We start from the raw sequence: 22,015 nt of genomic DNA on the forward strand, positions 1-22,015 counted from the left end.
GAATAACTTGTATTTTGTCAATGATATGACCATGTAAGCATTAAAATCATGATCATACTCTTTCCATGAAGTTTGCTAAGGGTTAGAACAAGTTTTTGATTCCGTCAAAAAGATCCACGAAGAAATCCTTCACGGCACGGAAGAACAAACGGAACCATCCGCCTTTTTCAGCCTCTTCAGCAGTGATCAAGTTCACTGTTTTTTCCTGTGGCTCAATTCCATCTGCTTTATACGTGTACGTTACCGTACCAACCTTCGTACCTGCCTTGAGTGGTGCTACCAGCTTGTCAGCCTCAGTTACGTTGGCTTTGAATGTCACATCCAAGTTCTGAGTACCTTTGGGTACAACAAAACTTACCGCATTATCTGTTACAACAGGAACGGTTGTTTCTTTCCCTTTTTTCAAAGGTACCGCTTCCCAGCCCGTCACTTTGGTCTTGCCTGCAACAGCCTGTTTCACTTCAAAGTTGTTAAATCCATAGTCCAATACCTTTTTAGTTTCTCTGAAACGTGCGGATTCCGAATCTGTGCCCATAACAACACTAATTAGACGCATACCGTTACGTTCTGCTGTACCTGTAAAGTTATTACCTGCGTTCGTGGTATGGCCTGTTTTCATTCCATCCAGACCTTCATAGGCATAGCTTTTGAAATTGGTTATATTTTCATTCGCTTCCAGCATCCAGTTGTAATTGATAATTGGAGCTTTATCATTGGGACGGAACTTGTAGGATTGAATCGTTGTAAATTCTGTGTAGTCCGGGTGATCCATAATGATGTATCGGCATAGAATTGCAGCATCCAGAGCGGACATCACTGTTTCCTTGTCTTCAGGCTGGACGGAAATCAGCAGGCATATCTGCTCGATCCAGACCCGAAGAGTTGATGAAGAACGTATCCTTCATGCCCATACGCTTCGCTTCATCATTCATCATTTTCACGAAAGCTTCTTCCGAACCGGCAACATGTTCAGCCAAAGCAACCGTAGCATCATTGGCAGAGCCAACAGCCATAGCAATATAGAGATCCTTAACTGTGTGCTGGTCACCTTCCGCGAGGAAAATTCGCGACCCGATACTTTGTGCAGCATTCTTTTTAACAGTTACAATATCGTCCCAACCGAATTTACCTTGTTTGACTTGTTCGGCGACAATGTACTCTGTCATCATTTTGGTCATACTTGCAGGTGGCATCGCTTTATCCGCATCAACATTTAGTAGAATCTGTCCCGTTGAGGCTTCCATTAGCACCGCTGATCTAACCTCAAGCCCAAGTGAGTCTACCCCAGGCACCTTTACGGCTTTTTCCGTCTTCGTTGTTGTTGCCGCAGCAGTCAGAACCTGACTGGAGTTGTCCGCAGCAGCCATGACCGGCATTACTGCAGACATGCAAAGCATGTTAATTAGCATTACCGAGGCTACGCTCTTTTTAAGCATTTGGCGTTTCTTTTTATTCATGTGTTTGGCTTTCAATGATGAATACTCCCTTCGATCCAAAGCATTATTAATTGCTTCAGTGCAGCTTATGCTGCGATTTTCTTGTTCCCTAATCTGTGTGTTTGATGTATGAGATGTGTGCTATATGCGCTGTATCGAACGAGCAATATTATTGCTCCTAAAGTTCGTTATCGATTGTCACTTAGTCCGCATTTTGCAAATGCTTATGTAAAAGGACGTCCGCGCTTCTGTTTACCTGGCAGCCTTTTCTGGCACTGCATTTGCTTTTCAAAACCATATTCATAGATTCACGTCAAAAAGCCGCCGCAACGCCTTAATCCATCCATGGATCGTCACCGCTTGTTCTATTCTATCACAGGGGTATCTGCAAAAAAAGACAGACCCGGTGAAAATCACCGAGCCTGTCCTGGAAATGATTAACTCTCTTCAGATTACAACGAGTAGTTAGGTGCTTCTTTGGTAATCTGTACATCATGGGGATGACTTTCGCGCAGTCCCGCACCTGTAATTCGGATAAAGCCTGTATCGTTACGAAGTTGCTCCAAGTTACTTGTACCACAGTATCCCATACCCGAACGCAGACCACCAATCAGTTGGTGGATCGTATCAGACAATGGTCCTTTGTAAGCGACACGACCTTCGATTCCTTCCGGAACCAGTTTCTTGTCATCATCTTGGAAGTAACGATCTTTACTACCTTGTTTCATTGCAGCCATTGAACCCATACCGCGGTATACTTTGTAGCTACGTCCTTGGAAGATTTCAGTTTCTCCCGGGCTTTCTGCTGTGCCGGCAAACAAACTTCCCAGCATCACCGCGTGTGCGCCTGCAGCCAGTGCCTTTGTAATTTCACCAGAATATTTAATTCCACCATCCGCGATAATCGGAACTCCATATTCGCGTGCCACTGTTGCACAATCGTACACTGCAGTTACTTGAGGTACACCAATACCAGCGATAACACGTGTTGTACAAATCGAACCTGGACCAATACCTACTTTGACTACCGAAGCCCCTGCTTCGATCAGGTCACGAGTGGCTGCGCCAGTAGCGACGTTACCTGCAACGATGGTCAGACTAGGGAAACGTTCACGAAGCTGACGTACAGCTTCAATGATATTGATGTGGTGTCCGTGAGCCGAGTCTACCGTAATCAGGTCGACACCAGCTTGTACCAAAGCATCTGCACGTTCAAATGTATCTTTGGAAATACCAATCGCTGCACCAACCAACAAACGTCCTTGAGCATCTTTGGCTGCATGAGGGAATTGAATGGCTTTCTCAATATCTTTAATCGTGATAAGACCTTTCAACGTGTTTGTCTCATCAACTAATGGAAGTTTCTCAATCTTGTGCTTCTGAAGGATACCTTCAGCTTCTTGCAGTGTAGTGCCAACAGGAGCGGTAACCAGATTCTCATGAGTCATGACTTCGCTAATTTTGATGCCGTAATCATGGATAAAACGCAGATCGCGGTTGGTCAAAATACCAACCAGCTTCTGATCTCCTTCAATAATAGGTACACCGGAGATCCGATATTTCGCCATTACTGCTTCCGCATCAGATACCAGATGATCTGCCGTCAGTGAGAATGGATTCGTAATAACACCACTCTCCGAACGTTTAACACGATCTACTTCTTCTGCCTGTTGTTCAACCGACATATTTTTATGAATAATACCGATACCGCCTTCACGTGCAATAGCAATAGCCAATGTCGCTTCAGTTACCGTATCCATACCCGCACTGATCAAAGGAATATTTAGCTTTACAGTATCACTCAAACGAATAGATACATCTACTTCTTTAGGCAGTGTCTCGGATTTCCGTGGCACTAGCAATACATCATCAAAGGTGAGGCCTTCCTTACCAAATTTATCTTCCCACACGCAAGTGTTCCTCCTTATGTTTGCTCAGCTTTACGGTCCAAAACCCGAAGATTCCAGGCTGTATTTTACGCCGAAAATACGTTTTCTGAAAAATTTATTATTGCCATCTTAGCAAAGCGATATTTAGACTGTCAAGGAAAAGTACTTGGTTATATCAGGTGTATTGCCTGATGAACACAACTGTTTTTCCAGAGCGGACAAGTCTAGTTATTACGCAAAAAAACGTCAATTCGTATCGAATAACGTTACCTGTATACATCCTATTGTGCTGAGAAATCACCAAATTCAATCTGTATTTTAATCCCATACTGCATAATAAAACTATATAATAAAAACCACCACCGAATAACATCGGCAGTGGTTCTTTGCTTGGCGGCGTCCTACTCTCCCAGGACCCTGCGGTCCAAGTACCATCGGCGCTAGAGGGCTTAACGGTCGTGTTCGGGATGGGTACGTGTGGAACCCCTCCGCCATCGCCACCAAACGCATAGCTTACATTTCAGAGTTGTTGTTCTCTGAAAACTAGATTCGAAACGAAACATGCGAATTACAACTTGCTAATTGGATAAGCCCTCGACCGATTAGTACTGGTCAGGCTCCATGCATTGCTGCACTTCCACCCCCAGCCTATCTACCTCGTCGTCTTCAAGGGGTCTTACATACTGGGAAATCTCATCTTGAGGGGGCTTCACGCTTAGATGCTTTCAGCGTTTATCCCGTCCGTACATAGCTACCCAGCGGTGCTCCTGGCGGAACAACTGGTACACCAGCGGTACGTCCATCCCGGTCCTCTCGTACTAAGGACAGGCTCCTCTCAAATTTCCTACGCCCACGACAGATAGGGACCGAACTGTCTCACGACGTTCTGAACCCAGGCTCGCGTACCGCTTTAATGGGCGAACAGCCCAACCCTTGGGACCTACTTCAGCCCCAGGATGCGATGAGCCGACATCGAGGTGCCAAACCTCCCCGTCGATGTGGACTCTTGGGGGAGATAAGCCTGTTATCCCCAGGGTAGCTTTTATCCGTTGAGCGATGGCCCTTCCATGCGGTACCACCGGATCACTAAGCCCGACTTTCGTCCCTGCTCGACTTGTAGGTCTCGCAGTCAAGCTCCCTTATGCCTTTGCACTCTTCGAATGATTTCCAACCATTCTGAGGGAACCTTTGGGCGCCTCCGTTACTCTTTAGGAGGCGACCGCCCCAGTCAAACTGCCCACCTGACACTGTCCCCGCACCGGATTACGGTACCAGGTTAGAACCTAGATACGATCAGGGTGGTATCCCAACGTTGCCTCCACGCAAGCTGGCGCTCACGTTTCAAAGGCTCCCACCTATCCTGTACAGATCGTACCCAAATTCAATATCAAGCTGCAGTAAAGCTCCATGGGGTCTTTCCGTCTTGTCGCGGGTAACCTGCATCTTCACAGGTATTAAAATTTCACCGGATCTCTCGTTGAGACAGCGCCCAAGTCGTTACGCCATTCGTGCGGGTCAGAATTTACCTGACAAGGAATTTCGCTACCTTAGGACCGTTATAGTTACGGCCGCCGTTTACTGGGGCTTCGGTTCACAGCTTCGGATTGCTCCTAACCACTCCCCTTAACCTTCCAGCACCGGGCAGGCGTCAGCCCGTATACTTCGCCTTACGGCTTCGCACAGACCTGTGTTTTTGCTAAACAGTCGCTTGGGCCTTTTCACTGCGGCCCCCTCGTGCTATTCACACTACCGGGGCACCCCTTCTCCCGAAGTTACGGGGTCATTTTGCCGAGTTCCTTAACGAGAGTTCTTCCGCGCGCCTTAGAATACTCTTCTCGCCTACCTGTGTCGGTTTGCGGTACGGGCACCATCACCTGGCTAGAGGCTTTTCTTGGCAGTGTGAGATCATGACCTTCGCTACTATAATTTTCGCTCCCCATCACAGGCTCAGCCTTACGATGTGCGGATTTGCCTACACATCAGCCTTACTGCTTAGACGGACATCCATCAGTCCGCGTCACTACCCTACTGCGTCCCCCCATTGCTCATAACGGCTTACGGTGGTACAGGAATTTCGACCTGTTGTCCTTCGACTACGCCTTTCGGCCTCGCCTTAGGTCCCGACTTACCCTGAGCGGACGAGCCTTCCTCAGGAACCCTTAGGCTTTCGGCGGATCAGATTCTCACTGATCTTTTCGTTACTCATACCGGCATTCTCACTTGTATAATGTCCAGCGCTCCTTACGGTACACCTTCAACCCTTATACAACGCTCCCCTACCCCTGATGCAAAGCATCAAGCCATAGCTTCGGTGGTGTGTTTAGCCCCGTTACATTTTCGGCGCAGAGTCACTCGACCAGTGAGCTATTACGCACTCTTTCAATGGTGGCTGCTTCTAAGCCAACATCCTGGTTGTCTGTGCAACTCCACATCCTTTCCCACTTAACACACACTTGGGGACCTTAGCTGATGGTCTGGGCTGTTTCCCTTTTGACAATGGATCTTAGCACTCACTGTCTGACTCCCGGAAGTAAGTCTATGGCATTCGGAGTTTGACTGAGCTTGGTAACCCTTGCGGGCCCCGCACCCAATCAGTGCTCTACCTCCACGACTCTGTTTTCCGAGGCTAGCCCTAAAGCTATTTCGGGGAGAACCAGCTATCTCCGAGTTCGATTGGAATTTCTCCGCTACCCCCACCTCATCCCCGCATTTTTCAACATGCGTGGGTTCGGGCCTCCAGTGCGTGTTACCGCACCTTCACCCTGGACAGGGGTAGATCACCCGGTTTCGGGTCTACGTCCACGTACTAAGTCGCCCTATTCAGACTCGCTTTCGCTGCGGCTCCGGCTCTTCACCTTAACCTTGCACGGGAACGTAACTCGCCGGTTCATTCTACAAAAGGCACGCCATCACCCCTAAAACGGGCTCTGACTTTTTGTAAGCACACGGTTTCAGGTTCTATTTCACTCCCCTTCCGGGGTGCTTTTCACCTTTCCCTCACGGTACTGCTTCACTATCGGTCGCTAGGAAGTATTTAGCCTTGGCAGATGGTCCTGCCGGATTCATACGGGGTTTCACGTGCCCCGCACTACTCGGGATCCGTCTCGGAGGGAACAGACTTTCAACTACAGGGCTTTTACCTTCTTTGGCGGGCCTTTCCAGACCTCTTCGCTTAACCGGTTCCTTTGTAACTCCATGTGAGACGTCCCACAACCCCAAAGAGCAAGCTCTTTGGTTTGGGCTTCTCCGCGTTCGCTCGCCGCTACTGACGGAATCACTATTGTTTTCTCTTCCTCAGGGTACTTAGATGTTTCAGTTCCCCTGGTATGCCTCTGCATAACCTATGTATTCAGTTATGAGTAACTGGAAATTACCCCAGCCGGGTTTCCCCATTCGGACACCCCCGGATCAAAGCTTGCTTACAGGCTCCCCGAGGCAGTTTCGTTGTTCGCCACGTCCTTCATCGGCTCCTAGCGCCTAGGCATCCTCCGTGTGCTCTTAGTAGCTTAACCATTTTGTTCCGGTTTCGGTCGCTCGCTTCCCTTGTTTTACTTGCGCAAAGCCAAAAGTCGCTCTCACCCGATACCATCACAAAAGCAATTTGACTACCGTTTTTATTGAAACTTGTTTAACACAAGTTCAGCTAAAAAGGAATGTTCTAATTCGCGTTTGTTTCGTTTCGATATCTAGTTTTCAAAGAACAAGCTCCATGCAAAAGCAAGCTGTTTTGAGAGTTTGAGCTCTCAAAACCGAACAACGAGTGAGTGTTTTGCAGCTAAGCTGCGTATTTGAATGTTTCCGTTGCAGGAAACGATTCTCCATAGAAAGGAGGTGATCCAGCCGCACCTTCCGATACGGCTACCTTGTTACGACTTCACCCCAATCATCTATCCCACCTTCGGCGGCTGGCTCCTTGCGGTTACCCCACCGACTTCGGGTGTTATAAACTCTCGTGGTGTGACGGGCGGTGTGTACAAGACCCGGGAACGTATTCACCGCGGCATGCTGATCCGCGATTACTAGCAATTCCGACTTCATGCAGGCGAGTTGCAGCCTGCAATCCGAACTGAGACCGGCTTTGTTGGGATTGGCTCCATCTCGCGATTTCGCAGCCCGTTGTACCGGCCATTGTAGTACGTGTGTAGCCCAGGTCATAAGGGGCATGATGATTTGACGTCATCCCCACCTTCCTCCGGTTTGTCACCGGCAGTCTATCTAGAGTGCCCACCCGAAGTGCTGGCAACTAAATATAAGGGTTGCGCTCGTTGCGGGACTTAACCCAACATCTCACGACACGAGTGACGACAACCATGCACCACCTGTCTCCTCTGTCCCGAAGGAAAGATACATCTCTGCATCGATCAGAGGGATGTCAAGACCTGGTAAGGTTCTTCGCGTTGCTTCGAATTAAACCACATACTCCACTGCTTGTGCGGGTCCCCGTCAATTCCTTTGAGTTTCAGTCTTGCGACCGTACTCCCCAGGCGGAGTGCTTAATGTGTTAACTTCGGCACCAAGGGTATCGAAACCCCTAACACCTAGCACTCATCGTTTACGGCGTGGACTACCAGGGTATCTAATCCTGTTTGCTCCCCACGCTTTCGCGCCTCAGCGTCAGTTACAGCCCAGAGAGTCGCCTTCGCCACTGGTGTTCCTCCACATATCTACGCATTTCACCGCTACACGTGGAATTCCACTCTCCTCTTCTGCACTCAAGTCACCCAGTTTCCAGTGCGATCCGGGGTTGAGCCCCGGGATTAAACACCAGACTTAAATGACCGCCTGCGCGCGCTTTACGCCCAATAATTCCGGACAACGCTTGCCCCCTACGTATTACCGCGGCTGCTGGCACGTAGTTAGCCGGGGCTTTCTTCTCAGGTACCGTCACCTTGAGAGCAGTTACTCTCCCAAGCGTTCTTCCCTGGCAACAGAGCTTTACGATCCGAAAACCTTCATCACTCACGCGGCATTGCTCCGTCAGGCTTTCGCCCATTGCGGAAGATTCCCTACTGCTGCCTCCCGTAGGAGTCTGGGCCGTGTCTCAGTCCCAGTGTGGCCGATCACCCTCTCAGGTCGGCTACGCATCGTCGCCTTGGTGAGCCGTTACCTCACCAACTAGCTAATGCGCCGCAGGCCCATCCCCAAGTGACAGATTACTCCGTCTTTCCAGTTTCCTTCAGGCGAAGAAAACAATTATTCGGTATTAGCTACCGTTTCCGGTAGTTGTCCCAAACTTGAGGGCAGGTTGCCTACGTGTTACTCACCCGTCCGCCGCTAAGTATCAAGGAAGCAAGCTTCCTATCAACTCCGCTCGACTTGCATGTATTAGGCATGCCGCCAGCGTTCGTCCTGAGCCAGGATCAAACTCTCCAATAAAGTATTGAAAAGAGCGATAAGCTCATTTTGAATCTGACGAGATTAAAATCTCATTTGTGCTCCAGTCGATTCAAGCCAAGGCTTGTTTCAAACTTTCGCGTTCATTCTGCAAGCAGAATGTTAACTCACTCGTTGTTCAGTTTTCAAAGATCAAACTTATTTTGTTACCGAATGTCATTCTCTTCAGCAACTTTTATATCTTATCACATCCGAACCAACTTTGCAAGCTCTTTTTTTAAGTTTCTTTCGAATCTTATTTCATTTGCTTGCCGCACCGTGTAAACCGTGTTTTCTTGGCCGGAATTAGAATATACCATGTACAGATATTGAATGCAAGTCTTTTTTTGAAACTATATTAACAATCGGTTTGATCTAATACGAACGTACATATGGTATTCTCCCAACTTAGCAAGTTCATACGCGCGTCCATTTTTACTTTAACGTTTAACATTCCTAGCAGGAACCTTTCTTGGCCATAAACTGTAACTAAAACTTATCAGAAAATCGATACCGAGTATCATTCCCCACACTCTGATCAGATTATTGAAGACAGCTGTACGTTCAGCATCTCCAATCCACCATATCATGGCCAATAAAAAAGCACTTCCTATAGCCCAAGCCAATAGATGTCTAAACCATCCACTACGCTCACGACTCGCATGTTCTCTACCATATAACTTGTTACTACGAGGGTTTTCTCCACCTTTGAACCAATATAGGAAATATCGATCCGCCCAAGCGATCATCTGGTGACCATAGGCAATGCTTACTCCTATATACACCGCAGCTATACCATGAATCATACTTGCTGTAGCTCCTCGCTGTAGATCCATAACTGTAGCTACCAGCAATAACAGATCGATAACCGGCGTCGCCATTAACAAACCGATGCCTATTCGCTTCATGCCAAGGAGATACCTGACACTCAGACCTGCGAACACAAACACCCAAAAGGCAATCTCACAACCTATAATGAAATAACCAATCATTTCAGCCTCTCCTTTTTTGATACAAATGTATTAAATATAATTTAGCACGTGTGTACTATAATAATCAACAGTGATATAATATGCCTATGCCTAAAATTGTTGATCACGATAAACAGCGCGTGCTCGTGGCCGAGGCAGCTTGGCGTATTATACGAAGAGATGGCATGGAACAGGCCTCTGTTCGGAATATTGCTGAAGAAGCTGGAGTTTCGGTTGGTTCGATGCGTCACTACTTTTCTACTCAATCGGAACTACTACGATATGCCATGAATTTGGTATCTGAACGGGTGTCTCATCGAGTCCAAAAAATGTCCTTTACTGGCTCTCCCATGGACAATATGAAATGCCTATTGCTCGAATTCTTACCAAACACGGAAGAAAAACTGGCCGAAATGGAGGTGTGGTACGCTTTTACAGCCAGAGCGAATACCGATCCTACACTCAAAGAACTTGCTAATACCGTATATGATGAACTCAGACAAGCTGTAGGCTCTGTTATCACCTACCTGATAAAGCTCGACCTCTCCAGACCCGATCTGGACAAAGAACTGGAGATCGAGAGATTGTATGCACTGGTGGATGGCTTAGGCATACATGCCGTGCTTAGACCGGATCAGATGAATGCCAAGCTCATGGACGATGTTCTCACTTTGCATCTTGCTTCCTTGTGTCGTTAAACCAAAAAAACCGCAGCACATTCGTTGTGACTAAAGCCCGTTACGATAACAGGAGTTAGTTCTGAATGTCTGACGGTTTTTCTTTTTATCCGATAATGATCCGGCCCTCCGGATGACGATACAGTTTCTTCTCTTTGCGCGGACGAAGGGCATACGCGATGGTTAATGGCCCAATCCGACCTACAAACATGGTAAAGGTAATAATGATTTTTCCCCAATTGGTCAACTCATCAGTCACTCCCACAGAAAGACCCACGGTACCGATTGCGGATGCAGCTTCAAACATCAGTGAAAGGAATGGCGCATCCTCTGTCGTAAGCAGAAGCATCACCACGATCATGAATATGATCAGAGAAACCATAATAATGGTCAACGCCCTCATCAGCAGTTCTTTCGGAACACGCTGGCGGAAAAACACAATATCCTTATTTCCCCGAATCATGGCATACACCGCACCAATCATGATCAGGAATGTAGTCGTCTTGATTCCGCCCCCGGTCGATCCTGGGGAAGCCCCGATAAACATCAGCAGAATGAAGAAGAATTGGGTAGCCTGCCTCATCTCCGTGATATCGATTGTGCTCGTTCCCGACGAACGTGTAGAGACAGACTGGAAGAAGGACGCATAGATCTTCTCGCTCCATGTGAGTGAAGCCAGTGTATGTCCATTGGTGAATTCGAAAACAAACAAGACAATCGCTCCTATACCGATCAGCGCTCCGGATACAGACAGCACCAGTTTGGACTGAAGAGATAAACGGCGGCGTTTGCGATACTCAAACAGGTCATTCAATACAACAAAACCCAGTCCACCAGAGACAACGAGCACAGAAGCAGTCACATTGAATATCCAGTCTCCGGTGTAGTATTGAAAGCTGTTGCCGAACAAATCAAAGCCGCCATTATTAAACAATGAAACGGAATGAAATATTCCATAGTATACGGCCTGACCCAATGGCATCTCCGTTGCCCAGCGCAGCGCAAGTATGACAGCCGCCACCCCTTCAATGGTAAAGGAGAAAATCAACACCTTGCGGATAATGCGTACTATCCCTTCCATACTGTCTGCATTAATGGCTTCTTTGAGTAATAACCTGTCCTTGAGTGAGATTCGCTTGCCCAATACAAGCGCAAAGAGGGTAGCCATGGTCATGAATCCGAGTCCACCAAGCTGCATCAGTACCATAATGACGATCTGACCAAACAAATTAAAGGTCGTCCCTACATCCACAACGACAAGTCCAGTTACACATGCGGCAGAGGTTGATGTAAAGAGCGCGTCAATAAACGCCAAATGCATACCGCTTTGGTTGGAGATTGGCAACATGAGAAGCACCGTTCCAATCGCAATGATAAGCAGAAAACCACCGACCAGAATTAACGGAGGAGATAAGAATTTGGCAAAGTGAAGCCTGAACTTCATGAAGGGCACCTCTTTTAACAAAAATACGAACAGGTTAATCTAACAATTTCAAGACGCGGTGTTACCCTAATGATGTGCTGTGAGCAAGGGCCTTCTGACAAACTTTATTTTTAGCGTCTATGTAAACCTAAAGAGGAACTTGCCCCAGCATGATACTGAACGGCAGGTTCCTCTTCTATTATGAACGTATCCTACGTTCCTTATTTAATCTTGCGTACGAGGACGCATGTGCGGGAAGAGCAGTACGTCACGAATCGACGGGGAGTTGGTAAGCAGCATGATCAGACGATCAACCCCGATTCCCAATCCGCCTGTTGGTGGCATACCATATTCGAGCGCACGGATGAAGTCGTCATCCATCTCATGAGCTTCGTCGTTCCCATGTTCTTTCTCCAGCATCTGTGCTTCAAAGCGCTGACGCTGATCGATTGGATCATTCAGCTCTGTGAAGGCATTGGCATGCTCGCGTCCAACGATGAACAATTCGAAGCGATCCGTGAAACGCGGATCTACATCATTTTTCTTCGCTAGTGGTGAGATTTCAAGAGGATGTCCCATAATGAATGTCGGTTGAATCAACGTCTCTTCTACAAATTCTTCAAAGAACGCGTTCAGAATATGACCAAATGTCATATGTTTTTCAACCGGAACCTTATGTTCCTTCGCCAAGTTGTGTGCTTCCTCATCCGTCATGTGTACGGAGAAGTCTACGCCTACAACTTCCTTAACTGCATCCACCATCGTAACACGGCGCCACTGTGGCGTAAGATCTACTTCATAATCTCCATACTGGATCACTTGCGTACCCAGTACTTCCTGTGCAATATGAGCAACCAGGTTCTCCGTCAATTGCATAATATCCTTGTAGTCGGCATATGCCTCATACAATTCAATCATGGTGAACTCCGGATTGTGACGTGTGGACATACCTTCATTCCGATATACACGGCCGATCTCATATACCTTCTCCAGCCCGCCAACAATCAGACGTTTCAGGTGAAGTTCAATCGCAATCCGCATGTACAGTTCCATATCCAGCGCATTGTGATGTGTGATGAACGGACGTGCTGCCGCTCCTCCTGCGATCGTATGCAACGTAGGTGTTTCCACTTCCAGATATCCAAGGGAATCCAGGTAACGACGCATCGATTGAATGATTTTGGAACGTGCGATAAAGGTCTGTTGTACGTCCGGGCTCATAATCAGGTCAACATAACGCTGGCGGTAACGCAGCTCTACGTCAGTGAGACCATGGAATTTATCCGGAAGCGGATAGAGCGATTTGGACAGCACTTCAAGATCTTTCACTTTGACAGAAGTTTCACCTGTTTTGGTCTTAAAGATCACACCTGTTATTCCAACGATATCGCCAAGGTCCAGCAGGCTAAATGCCGCATACTTGTCTTCAGGCACGCTATCCTGACGAACATAGATCTGGATTCTGCCGCTCAGGTCCTGAATATGTGCGAAGCTTGCTTTACCCATTCCCCGCTTCGCCATAATCCGTCCGGCAATACTGACTTCGATGTGCTTCTCTTCCAGCTCTTCCTTGGTCAGTTCTTCATACTTCTTCAGAATGGAGCCGGCTTCTTCGGTACGTACGTATTTTTGGCCAAAAGGGTCGATTCCCAATTTGCGGAGCTCGTCCAATTTGTCACGGCGAATTTGTAAAAGCTCGCTAAGTTCGGTTTCCTGATTCAAGACTTCATCCGTCATGATCTGTATTCATCTCCTTATTTACATTGCAGGCATCGCGAGAGGACGTTTTTCCTCTAATGTTGAAAAAGCTTCCCTAAGGAAGCTTTTGTTTACCGCGCCCAACTGCTTCGTTGCTATAGCTTTTTAATGTCCATAATTTTATATTGAATTACGCCAGCAGGCACACTTACATCAACAACTGTACCTTTTTTCTTGCCGAGAATCGCTTTACCTACAGGGCTCTCGTTCGATATCTTGTTCTGAAGCGGGTCTGCCTCCGCAGTACCTACAATCGTATATTCCGTGATGTCGCCAAACTCCAGATCTTCTACAGTGACGGTTGCACCCACGCTTACGGCATCGGTATCGATCTCGTCGCTGTTAATAATCCGCGCGTTACGAAGCAATTTCTCCAACGTGATTACACGTCCTTCAATGAAAGCTTGCTCATTCTTCGCGTCTTCGTATTCAGAGTTTTCACTGATATCTCCATACCCGATGGCTACCTTAATCCGTTCAGCCACTTCGCGGCGCTTCACTGATTTCAATGTTTCCAATTCTTCTTCCAGCTTCTTGAGTCCTTCTGGTGTAAGGATAACTTCCTTGTCGCTCATCTCAACCGATTCTCCTGTCATGGGAATAAATTTGATTGTACGGCAACGGAATCAGTGCTTGTTACAGAGCTCCGCTCGCATACATCTTCAAAACTATATGAAGTTCTCCAGAGGAATAGAATATTCCTCCTGATGCTATATCCTTATTAACGCACATGGCGAATTTATACTGAGAAATTATAGGGGAACGATCTCGAAAAGTCAATGTTACGTCCCCTATAGGTGTAAACGTTTTACAGATGCGTTTATAATTAAGATGCATTTCCGGTGATTACCGGTTCTGACTCCAAATTACCTTCGCTTTTCAGCTGACTCACAAAGTTCTCCAGAATCTGTACCATCTCGTCCCGCTTGGTTCCTTCCATAATAACATCCTTGATGCGGGCAGATCCTTTCAGGCCTTTCAAATACCAAGCCAGATGTTTACGCATCTCGCGTACGGCAACTGTCTCATTCTTCAATGCGATCAGTCGATCCATATGCAGGATGGCAACACGGATCTTCTCTTCGCCATTCGGGTCAGGAAGCAATTCCCCCGTGCTTAGGTATTGAATGGTACGATACAGCATCCATGGGTTACCCAGGGCGGCACGACCGATCATAACTCCGTCACAACCCGTTTCATCCAGCATACGGCGTGCATCCTCCGGTGTATGGACATCACCATTGCCGATCACTGGGATAGAGACAGCTTCTTTTACATCTTTGATGTGTGACCAGTCAGCTGTGCCTGTATAGAGTTGCTCACGCGTGCGGCCGTGTACACTTACCGCCTGTCCGCCAGCACGTTCAACCGCGAGCGCATTCTCCACCGCGAAGATATGCTCGTTATCCCAGCCGATACGCATCTTGACCGTCACCGGCTTCTCCACCGCGTCCACGACAGCGGATACCATCTCATAGATTTTGTTCGGATCAAGCAACCAACGTGCACCGGCATCACATTTCGTTACCTTTGGCACAGGGCATCCCATGTTAATATCGATGATGTCTGCATTGGTTTCTTTGTCCACGATTTTGGCTGCTTCTACAAGGGAATCACGATCTCCCCCAAAAATCTGAAGGCTCAGCGGTTTCTCACGCTCATCTACAAACAACATCTCACGTGTACGCTGGTTGCCATGGACAATGGCTTTGCCACTCACCATCTCCGCGCATACGAGACCTGTTCCGAATTCTTTTGCGATCAAACGAAAAGCCGGATTACATACGCCAGCCATCGGCGCAAGTACGACCTGGTTTTTCATTTCAATGCCACCAATGTTAAGCACGGTAGTCGTTCCACTCCTTTTTTAATTCTGTATATATATCACGATATAAAGTTTGATCGGTGTCTTGGTTGTTGTAACATGGCGAAACCGAAACGGTCCTAGTTGCCCCGCAACTCCTCGATACTGATTGCCAGCACACCAGCAATTCGATCGAGTTCTTGCTGTGATACCTTACGGTTTCCCCGTTCAATGGTTCCCAGAATGGCCAGCGAGATGCCGGTCTCGGCCGCAAGTTCATGTTGTGTTAAACCTTTCAGCTTCCGGAATGCCCGGATTCGGTTGGCCAATTGCATGTTTTCCAAAGCTGTATTCCATCCTTTCCATCCAGTACAGACAACGATGAGTGTACAAAGGTATACAAACCTGAAATCTCGCCCTCCGGTACGATATCCGACAGTGGGACCAGCACAAAAGCCCGTTCTCCCATGCGGGGATGAGGCAATTGAAGCAATTCGGTATCTCGCGTCTCACCTTGCATCCAGAGCAGATCCAGATCAACGGTGCGCGGTCCCCAGCGAATATCACGAACACGGCCAAGCCGATTCTCGATATCCAATAATTCCGTGAGCAACTGCTCAGGTGTCAGTATCGCCTGTACGGCGACTGCCATATTCAGAAACGCAGGCTGATCTACATATCCTACAGGCTCCGTCTCATATAGTGCAGAACAACGCAGAACGGATATATGAGGGTGTTCATCCAGCAAAGACAATGCTTCAAACAGCGTCTGTTCCCGGTCACCCAAATTGGCCCCTAAAGCAATATAAGCCTCTGAAGATTCAGAGGTCGAATGTGCAATCATGATCGGTTCTCACTTTCTTGTGCGGCGAAGCTCTACCGTTACGCCCTCAAAATGAATATCGAATGGCGGATGTGGCTTCGTCACCTTGACTGTCAATGCATTGATAATAGTATAAGTGTCTAGTAAAGAAGATGCAATATGTTCGCCCAAAGCTTCAATTAACTGGAATGACTTATTCTCTACAATCTGTTTTACCAGCTCATGGATCTCCGCATAATTAATCGTTTTGGTCAGATCATCGTTACGTCCGGCCTCACCCAGGTCCATATCAATCTCCAGATCAATATAGTACCGCTGCCCAAGCTTCCGTTCTTCTGCAAAAACACCATGATATCCGTAATACTCCATACGATGCAATACCATTCTATCCATACGATCCGCCTGCCCTCTATATATATTGAAATTTTAATCTATTTGAAGTTATGCCTTAGCTTCGCCTTTGAAAAACGCTGCGCTTCCACTGGACGGGTCACCAGGGACCCGCCACATTATTTCCTCCGTATACCCGGAGAAGCATACAACATGGCATCACACATGTCTGCCGTCCGCCGAATCGGTTTCACATCATGAACCCGAACCATCTGGCAGCCTTGGGCAATGCCAAATGCAACGGTCGCAGCCGTTCCTTCCAGCGCATCATCCGCCCCGACATCCAGGGTGTTCTGGATGAATCTTTTGCGTGAGGTGGCTAGCAGAACGGGATATCCCATTTCATTGAGCAAACCGAGCGATGACATGAGCTTCAGATTTTCTCCGAGATCCTTCACAAAACCAATGCCCGGGTCCAGGATAATTTGCTCTGCTTTCACGCCGGCTGTTAATGCAATCTGTATGCTCTCCTGCAAATCGATGACGACATCACTCAGATAATCGGTGTAATTCCGATCCTGCCGATTATGCATCAGAATGATGGGACACCCCAGCTCTGCTGCCGTGCGGGCCATATCTGCATCTGCCTTGGCACCCCACACATCATTAATAATATGGGCACCTGCCAGAATAGCCTGACGTGCAACATCAGCTTTATACGTGTCTACCGATATCGGAATGTCCGGGGCTTGCTGATGCAATGCTTCAATAACCGGAATAATCCGGCTAAGCTCTTCATCGGCGCCCACAATATCTGAACCTGGCCGGGTGGACTCCCCGCCGATATCAATCAGGTCCGCCCCATCCTCCATCATCTGCTTGGCATGGGCAACCGCCCGCTCCACGTTGGTATAACGTCCACCATCCGAGAACGAGTCAGGCGTGACGTTAAGAATGCCCATAATCTGTGTTCTTGTACCCAGCTTCAATTCAGCTGGCCCCCATGCATAGTTCCGTTCATAGATTACAGGTGTAAGTGTCATGAAGTATACCCCGCTTTCTGCCGGTACATACCCAGAAGGACTGCTGTAACCGGGCCAATATGTCCGTTGCTAATTATCGTTTCGGCTCCGTCCTGATCCCGCAGAGTTGTCACCGGAACCAGTTCGGCCACCGAGCCGGTTAGAAATATTTCATCTGCTTGCAGGAGATCCTCCCAAGAGGCTAGCGTTTCTATGCAGGGAATTCCTTGCTGCGAGGCAATCTCCATTACCACAGCTCTCGTGATACCCGGCAGAATGCCGGTTGAGAGTGCTGGCGTGTAAAGCACATTTTCCCGTACCCAAAACACATTGCTAACAATACCCTCAGCCACATAAGCATCACGGGTTAATTGTAGCCCTTCTGCACCCAGCACATGCTGACCGTATCCATTAAGCTCCCGTTTGGCCAGAATGCTGTTCATGTAATGCAGCGACTTGAACCGAACTTCTCCTTCGGGCGTGTTGCGAGGTGTAGACAACCGTTGGAGCATTTTGCCGCTTTCATATAAAGAGGGAGAAGGTTCAGGTAATGCTTTTGCCAATACAATATGATTTGGCTTCGAATAATCACCAGAAGGTAAGCCTAGCGGTGCTTCACCGGCTGATACCGTGTATCGCACATACGCATCCCTAAGTCCGTTCGCATCCATCAAACGTTGAAGCCCACCTGTCACCTCTGCCGCGGTCGTTGTAAAAGGAATGCCAAGTTCCTTACACCCCGAAGCCATGCGCTCCAGATGCCGTTCCAAAAGATATGGGACACCTTGATACGTCCGGAACGTCTCAAACAGTCCAAGTCCGTACAAAAAGCCGTGATCCGTTACAGGAACCACGGCCGCCGCCATATTGACCAACTCTCCGTTTATCGCGGCATATTGCATGTTAAACCTTCACTTGTTGGGACAAAAAGTTACGAAGCATCTGATGACCATGGTCTGTAATAATGGATTCCGGGTGGAATTGAACACCTTCAATCGCATATTCTTTGTGGCGCAAACCCATAATTTCACCTTCAGCTGTCTCCGCTGTAACCTCCAGGCAATCAGGCAAGCTGCTGCGCTCGACAATCAGGGAGTGGTAACGGGTAGCTGTAAATGGAGATGGCAATCCGGCAAATACCGATGTTCCATTGTGGTGCATCTCGGATGTTTTGCCGTGCATCATGCGCTCCGCACGAATGACATTGCCACCAAATGCTTGTCCAATGGACTGATGCCCAAGACAAACACCAAAGATCGGAATGCTTCCCTTGAAATGATCAATGACTGCCAAGCTAATGCCTGCTTCATTCGGTGTACACGGGCCCGGAGAGATCAGAATATGATCAGGTGCCAGTGCCTCTATGCCTGCCAGATCAATCTCGTCGTTGCGGCGAACTTCCACCGTCTCGCCCAGTTCACCCAGATATTGAACCAGGTTGTACGTGAAGGAATCGTAATTATCGATAACCAGTATCATATGCGTGCTCCTCCTCATCTTCCGTCAATGCAAGTGACGGTTGCTTCGTTTTATTTTAGTTTAGTTTAGTTAACAGCTTCTGTTCTTTTCGCTTGTTCTTGTTCAATAGCTCTGCTTGCTTCCGCCTCTTCGCTGTAATTCACAGCTCTCATCATGGCTCTTGCCTTGTTGCGGCATTCCTTGTATTCCCGATATGGATCGGAATCAATAACAATCCCTGCCCCGGCCTGTACATAACCAATACCGTCCTTAATGGCAAGTGTACGAATGACGATGTTCAATTCCATATTCCCACTGTAATCCATCCACCCGATGGAACCCGTATAAGGCCCACGCCGCACAGGCTCAAGTTCCTCGATAATCTCCATGGTGCGGACTTTTGGGGCTCCTGTAATCGTTCCACCCGGGAATGTCGCAGCGATCACATCAAATACGGATAACCCTTCTGCCAGCCTGCCTTCCACCTGGGAAACGAGATGCATGACATGGGAATACTTCTCGATGGTCATCAATTCAGGCACATGAACCGAACCATAGGCCGCAATCCGTCCGATATCATTACGTTCCAGATCAACGAGCATAATATGCTCCGCCCGTTCCTTATCACTGCTGAGCAGTTCATCCGCCATAGCTTTATCCTCTGCTTCATCGCGGCCCCTTCTGCGGGTCCCTGCAATGGGACGTGCACTGACTTTGCCATTCTCCACTTTGACCAGAAGTTCAGGAGAACCGCTTACCAGTTGAAAGTCTGGACTACGCAGCATACCCATATATGGTGATGGATTCACAAGGCGCAGCCATTCATAAATATGCTCAGCGCTCGAATGAAGCCGCTTCTCCTGTCTTAAGGACAGATTCACCTGGAACACATCGCCCTGCCTGATATATTCCTGTACCGTACGCACAGCTTGTTCAAAGTCCTCCTGGGGAAAGGAGGTTTCCCATCCTTCCGATTCCCTTTCCGCATCTTCAGGCTGCGGTGTACGATTGACCTGCTTGTTGCGGCGTTCCAGTGCCTGCTGTTGTTCCTCGGCCTGTGCAGCCCCCATAATATGAAGCCAACGTTTCTGCATCGCTGTCGCTCGTACTTCGGCCGTTGCATATAGGCTACGGATATCCGTTTCGTTCCGGTTAGGCTCTATAGCCAGATGAACCATGCAGAAAAGCGCCTGCTGCTCATGGTCATACGCCCATATTTCTTCAAAGCGCATCCACCAATAATCCGGAAGAGCCGGGTTATCCTCAGCCAAAGTTGGAAGCTTCTCCAATGATCTTGCTACATCGTAGCTGAGATAACCCGCGTATCCACCCCCAAAGTCTGGAGCCCCATTAACCTTGGGTGCGCTATACGGGGCAGTCCATCTCTTCAATACATCTAACGGCTTGCCGCTGTCTGTCGAGGTGGTTCCTTGAATCACATCATGAATAACCGCTTCTTGACCCTTGCCGGAAATAACAGATACGGGGTCTAGCCCCAGAAATGTATATCTCCCGCCTTTGCCATTCTCCAGCACAATTGCGTATGGTGACGCCTGCTGCCAGGCTGCCTCCCACGATAACGGTAAACCGCCATGATACGGTCCCTCATCCGACTTCGTAATATAGGGCATCATGGTCCAGCCTTGTTCAGCCCACTCCATCCAGTCGGCGTATGTTGTCATCAGGTGTGTCATTGCGGTGCGCCGCCCTCCATCTGTCGCTAGTTCTATTGTCTGATAGTATACTAAAGCGCCGCCCCTTTTAAAAGCATTACGCCAAAAATCCTCCATACCCGTCATACGGGCAAGGAGGATTGGTTTTGTCATTTGTAGACTTAGCCTTCAAAGTTGTAAAGAGGTGTGCTGAGGTAACGTTCGCCGTTACTTGGCACGATTACCACAACGCGCTTGCCTTCACCCAACTGTTTCGCAACCTGAAGACCTGCACGGATCGCCGCACCGGAAGAAATACCGGACAGGATGCCCTCTTCCTTCGCTACCTGACGAGCCGTCTCGAATGCATCATCATTCTCAATGTGAATGATCTCATCATAGATTTCCTGATCCAGAATCTCAGGGATAAAGTTGGCACCAATCCCCTGGATCTTATGTGGTCCTGGTTTGCCGCCCGCCAGAATTGGCGAAGCTGCTGGCTCAACTGCAACAATTTTAATACCAGCAAAAGCTTCTTTCAGCACTTCGCCTGTACCTGTAATTGTTCCACCTGTACCGATTCCTGCAACGAAAGCATCCAACGTACCGCCTACAGATTGAATTGCTTCAACAATCTCAGGGCCAGTCGTTTCACGGTGGATCTTCACGTTGGCTTTATTTTTAAATTGCTCAGCCATGAAATAGGAAGGGTTTTCTTTCAGCAGTTCTTCGGCTTTTTTAACAGCACCATTCATACCTTCAGCTCCAGGTGTAAGCACAAGCTCAGCACCATACGCACGAAGCAAGTTGCGACGCTCCAAGCTCATCGTCTCAGGCATTACAATAACGGACTTGTAGCCTTTGGCTGCAGCCACCATCGCGAGTCCAATTCCCGTGTTACCACTTGTTGCTTCGATAATGGTATCACCTGGTTTTAGCTTGCCTTCTTTTTCCGCTTCTTCCACAATGCTAATTGCGATACGGTCTTTCACGCTTGAACCTGGATTCTGGTACTCCAGCTTCACGAATACTTCAGCACTGCCTTCAGGTACGATACGGTTCAGACGAACAAGCGGAGTACCTCCGATGAGTTCTGTTACGTTATTAACTACTTTAGCCATATGAATGCCCTCCTTAGTGGATGAATAAAACTTGAGTCCTGTTAACCTATACTGTGCGGCCGGTGGCCTCTAGCTGTTATAGAAGAACTGCGGAAATCCTGTTGATCCTATCCCTTACTGCTAAGATTTCTAGACAGGGCGGAGGTTTCCGAAAGTTTCTTTGTTCATAAATAAATCTTTTATATCCGAGTAAACGAGTAGGTATTTATTATTTTCATCTTATCAACGTTAACCCTTATTGTCAATATGAGTACTCAAAAAAAATACTCTGCCTTTGG

Annotated in this window: 15 protein-coding genes, 3 rRNA genes and 1 pseudogene; 1 reads left to right on the forward strand and 18 read right to left on the reverse strand. The window is 48.0% G+C overall.

Going from position 1 to position 22,015, the window contains the following annotated elements:
• Positions 1-82: 82 nt before the first annotated feature.
• From MHB71_RS24755 to MHB71_RS24780, 6 genes and pseudogenes are all read right to left on the reverse strand, one after another.
• Positions 83-1,472, reverse strand: a pseudogene (locus tag MHB71_RS24755) (D-alanyl-D-alanine carboxypeptidase family protein).
• Positions 1,473-1,888: 416 nt separating this feature from the next.
• Complete coding sequence (gene guaB, locus MHB71_RS24760; RefSeq protein WP_036607306.1) at positions 1,889-3,346, reverse strand: IMP dehydrogenase; 1,458 nt, start codon at positions 3,344-3,346, stop codon at positions 1,889-1,891.
• A 367-nt stretch (positions 3,347-3,713) separates the two neighbouring features.
• Positions 3,714-3,830: ribosomal RNA gene (rrf, locus tag MHB71_RS24765) — 5S ribosomal RNA — on the reverse strand.
• A gap of 77 nt (positions 3,831-3,907) precedes the next feature.
• Positions 3,908-6,837 (reverse strand): 23S ribosomal RNA (locus MHB71_RS24770).
• 312 nt (positions 6,838-7,149) lie between these two features.
• Positions 7,150-8,701 (reverse strand): 16S ribosomal RNA (locus MHB71_RS24775).
• The 16S, 23S and 5S rRNA genes sit together here, the layout of an rRNA operon.
• Before the next feature lie 437 nt (positions 8,702-9,138).
• Complete coding sequence (locus MHB71_RS24780; protein WP_036606096.1) at positions 9,139-9,690, reverse strand: hypothetical protein; 552 nt, start codon at positions 9,688-9,690, stop codon at positions 9,139-9,141.
• An 86-nt stretch (positions 9,691-9,776) separates the two neighbouring features.
• Here MHB71_RS24780 and MHB71_RS24785 point away from each other — a divergent pair, with 86 nt between their 5' ends.
• The gene (locus tag MHB71_RS24785) at positions 9,777-10,367 is read left to right on the forward strand and encodes a TetR/AcrR family transcriptional regulator (protein ID WP_340027946.1); all 591 of its coding nucleotides are present in this window, start codon (positions 9,777-9,779) and stop codon (positions 10,365-10,367) included.
• Positions 10,368-10,452: 85 nt separating this feature from the next.
• Here the strand turns inward: MHB71_RS24785 and MHB71_RS24790 are convergent, their stop codons facing one another.
• From MHB71_RS24790 to cysK, 12 genes are all read right to left on the reverse strand, one after another.
• On the reverse strand, positions 10,453-11,790 hold the full coding sequence (locus tag MHB71_RS24790) for a TrkH family potassium uptake protein (protein WP_036606097.1): 1,338 nt from the start codon (positions 11,788-11,790) through the stop codon (positions 10,453-10,455).
• Positions 11,791-11,994: 204 nt separating this feature from the next.
• Entirely contained in the window at positions 11,995-13,506 is a 1,512-nt protein-coding gene (lysS, locus tag MHB71_RS24795) for a lysine--tRNA ligase (protein ID WP_076329924.1), read from the reverse strand.
• 116 nt (positions 13,507-13,622) lie between these two features.
• Entirely contained in the window at positions 13,623-14,102 is a 480-nt protein-coding gene (gene greA, locus MHB71_RS24800; RefSeq protein ID WP_036606099.1) for a transcription elongation factor GreA, read from the reverse strand.
• A 251-nt stretch (positions 14,103-14,353) separates the two neighbouring features.
• Positions 14,354-15,373, reverse strand: a complete 1,020-nt coding sequence (dusB, locus tag MHB71_RS24805) for a tRNA dihydrouridine synthase DusB (RefSeq protein WP_047844501.1) — start codon at positions 15,371-15,373, stop codon at positions 14,354-14,356.
• Positions 15,374-15,471: 98 nt separating this feature from the next.
• Positions 15,472-15,666, reverse strand: a complete 195-nt coding sequence (locus tag MHB71_RS24810; protein ID WP_036668438.1) for a helix-turn-helix transcriptional regulator — start codon at positions 15,664-15,666, stop codon at positions 15,472-15,474.
• On the reverse strand, positions 15,627-16,175 hold the full coding sequence (gene folK, locus MHB71_RS24815; protein WP_340018853.1) for a 2-amino-4-hydroxy-6-hydroxymethyldihydropteridine diphosphokinase: 549 nt from the start codon (positions 16,173-16,175) through the stop codon (positions 15,627-15,629). The genes MHB71_RS24810 and folK overlap by 40 nt, the downstream gene beginning before the upstream one ends.
• 9 nt (positions 16,176-16,184) lie before the next feature.
• The gene (gene folB / locus MHB71_RS24820; protein ID WP_036606103.1) at positions 16,185-16,547 is read right to left on the reverse strand and encodes a dihydroneopterin aldolase; all 363 of its coding nucleotides are present in this window, start codon (positions 16,545-16,547) and stop codon (positions 16,185-16,187) included.
• Positions 16,548-16,663: 116 nt separating this feature from the next.
• The gene (gene folP / locus MHB71_RS24825; protein ID WP_340018852.1) at positions 16,664-17,527 is read right to left on the reverse strand and encodes a dihydropteroate synthase; all 864 of its coding nucleotides are present in this window, start codon (positions 17,525-17,527) and stop codon (positions 16,664-16,666) included.
• Positions 17,524-18,408, reverse strand: a complete 885-nt coding sequence (locus tag MHB71_RS24830; protein ID WP_340027947.1) for an aminotransferase class IV — start codon at positions 18,406-18,408, stop codon at positions 17,524-17,526. Before MHB71_RS24830 ends, folP begins: the two co-directional genes overlap by 4 nt.
• Position 18,409: 1 nt before the next feature.
• Entirely contained in the window at positions 18,410-18,985 is a 576-nt protein-coding gene (gene pabA / locus MHB71_RS24835; RefSeq protein ID WP_222215853.1) for an aminodeoxychorismate/anthranilate synthase component II, read from the reverse strand.
• 65 nt (positions 18,986-19,050) lie between these two features.
• On the reverse strand, positions 19,051-20,658 hold the full coding sequence (locus tag MHB71_RS24840; protein WP_340027948.1) for an anthranilate synthase component I family protein: 1,608 nt from the start codon (positions 20,656-20,658) through the stop codon (positions 19,051-19,053).
• Between the two features lie 140 nt (positions 20,659-20,798).
• Positions 20,799-21,737: a cysteine synthase A gene (gene cysK, locus MHB71_RS24845; protein WP_036668448.1), complete on the reverse strand. Its 939-nt coding sequence runs from the start codon at positions 21,735-21,737 to the stop codon at positions 20,799-20,801.
• Between the last annotated feature and the right edge of the window lie 278 nt (positions 21,738-22,015).

This window comes from Paenibacillus sp. FSL H7-0940 (assembly GCF_037979415.1).
Classification (GTDB): domain Bacteria; phylum Bacillota; class Bacilli; order Paenibacillales; family Paenibacillaceae; genus Paenibacillus; species Paenibacillus amylolyticus.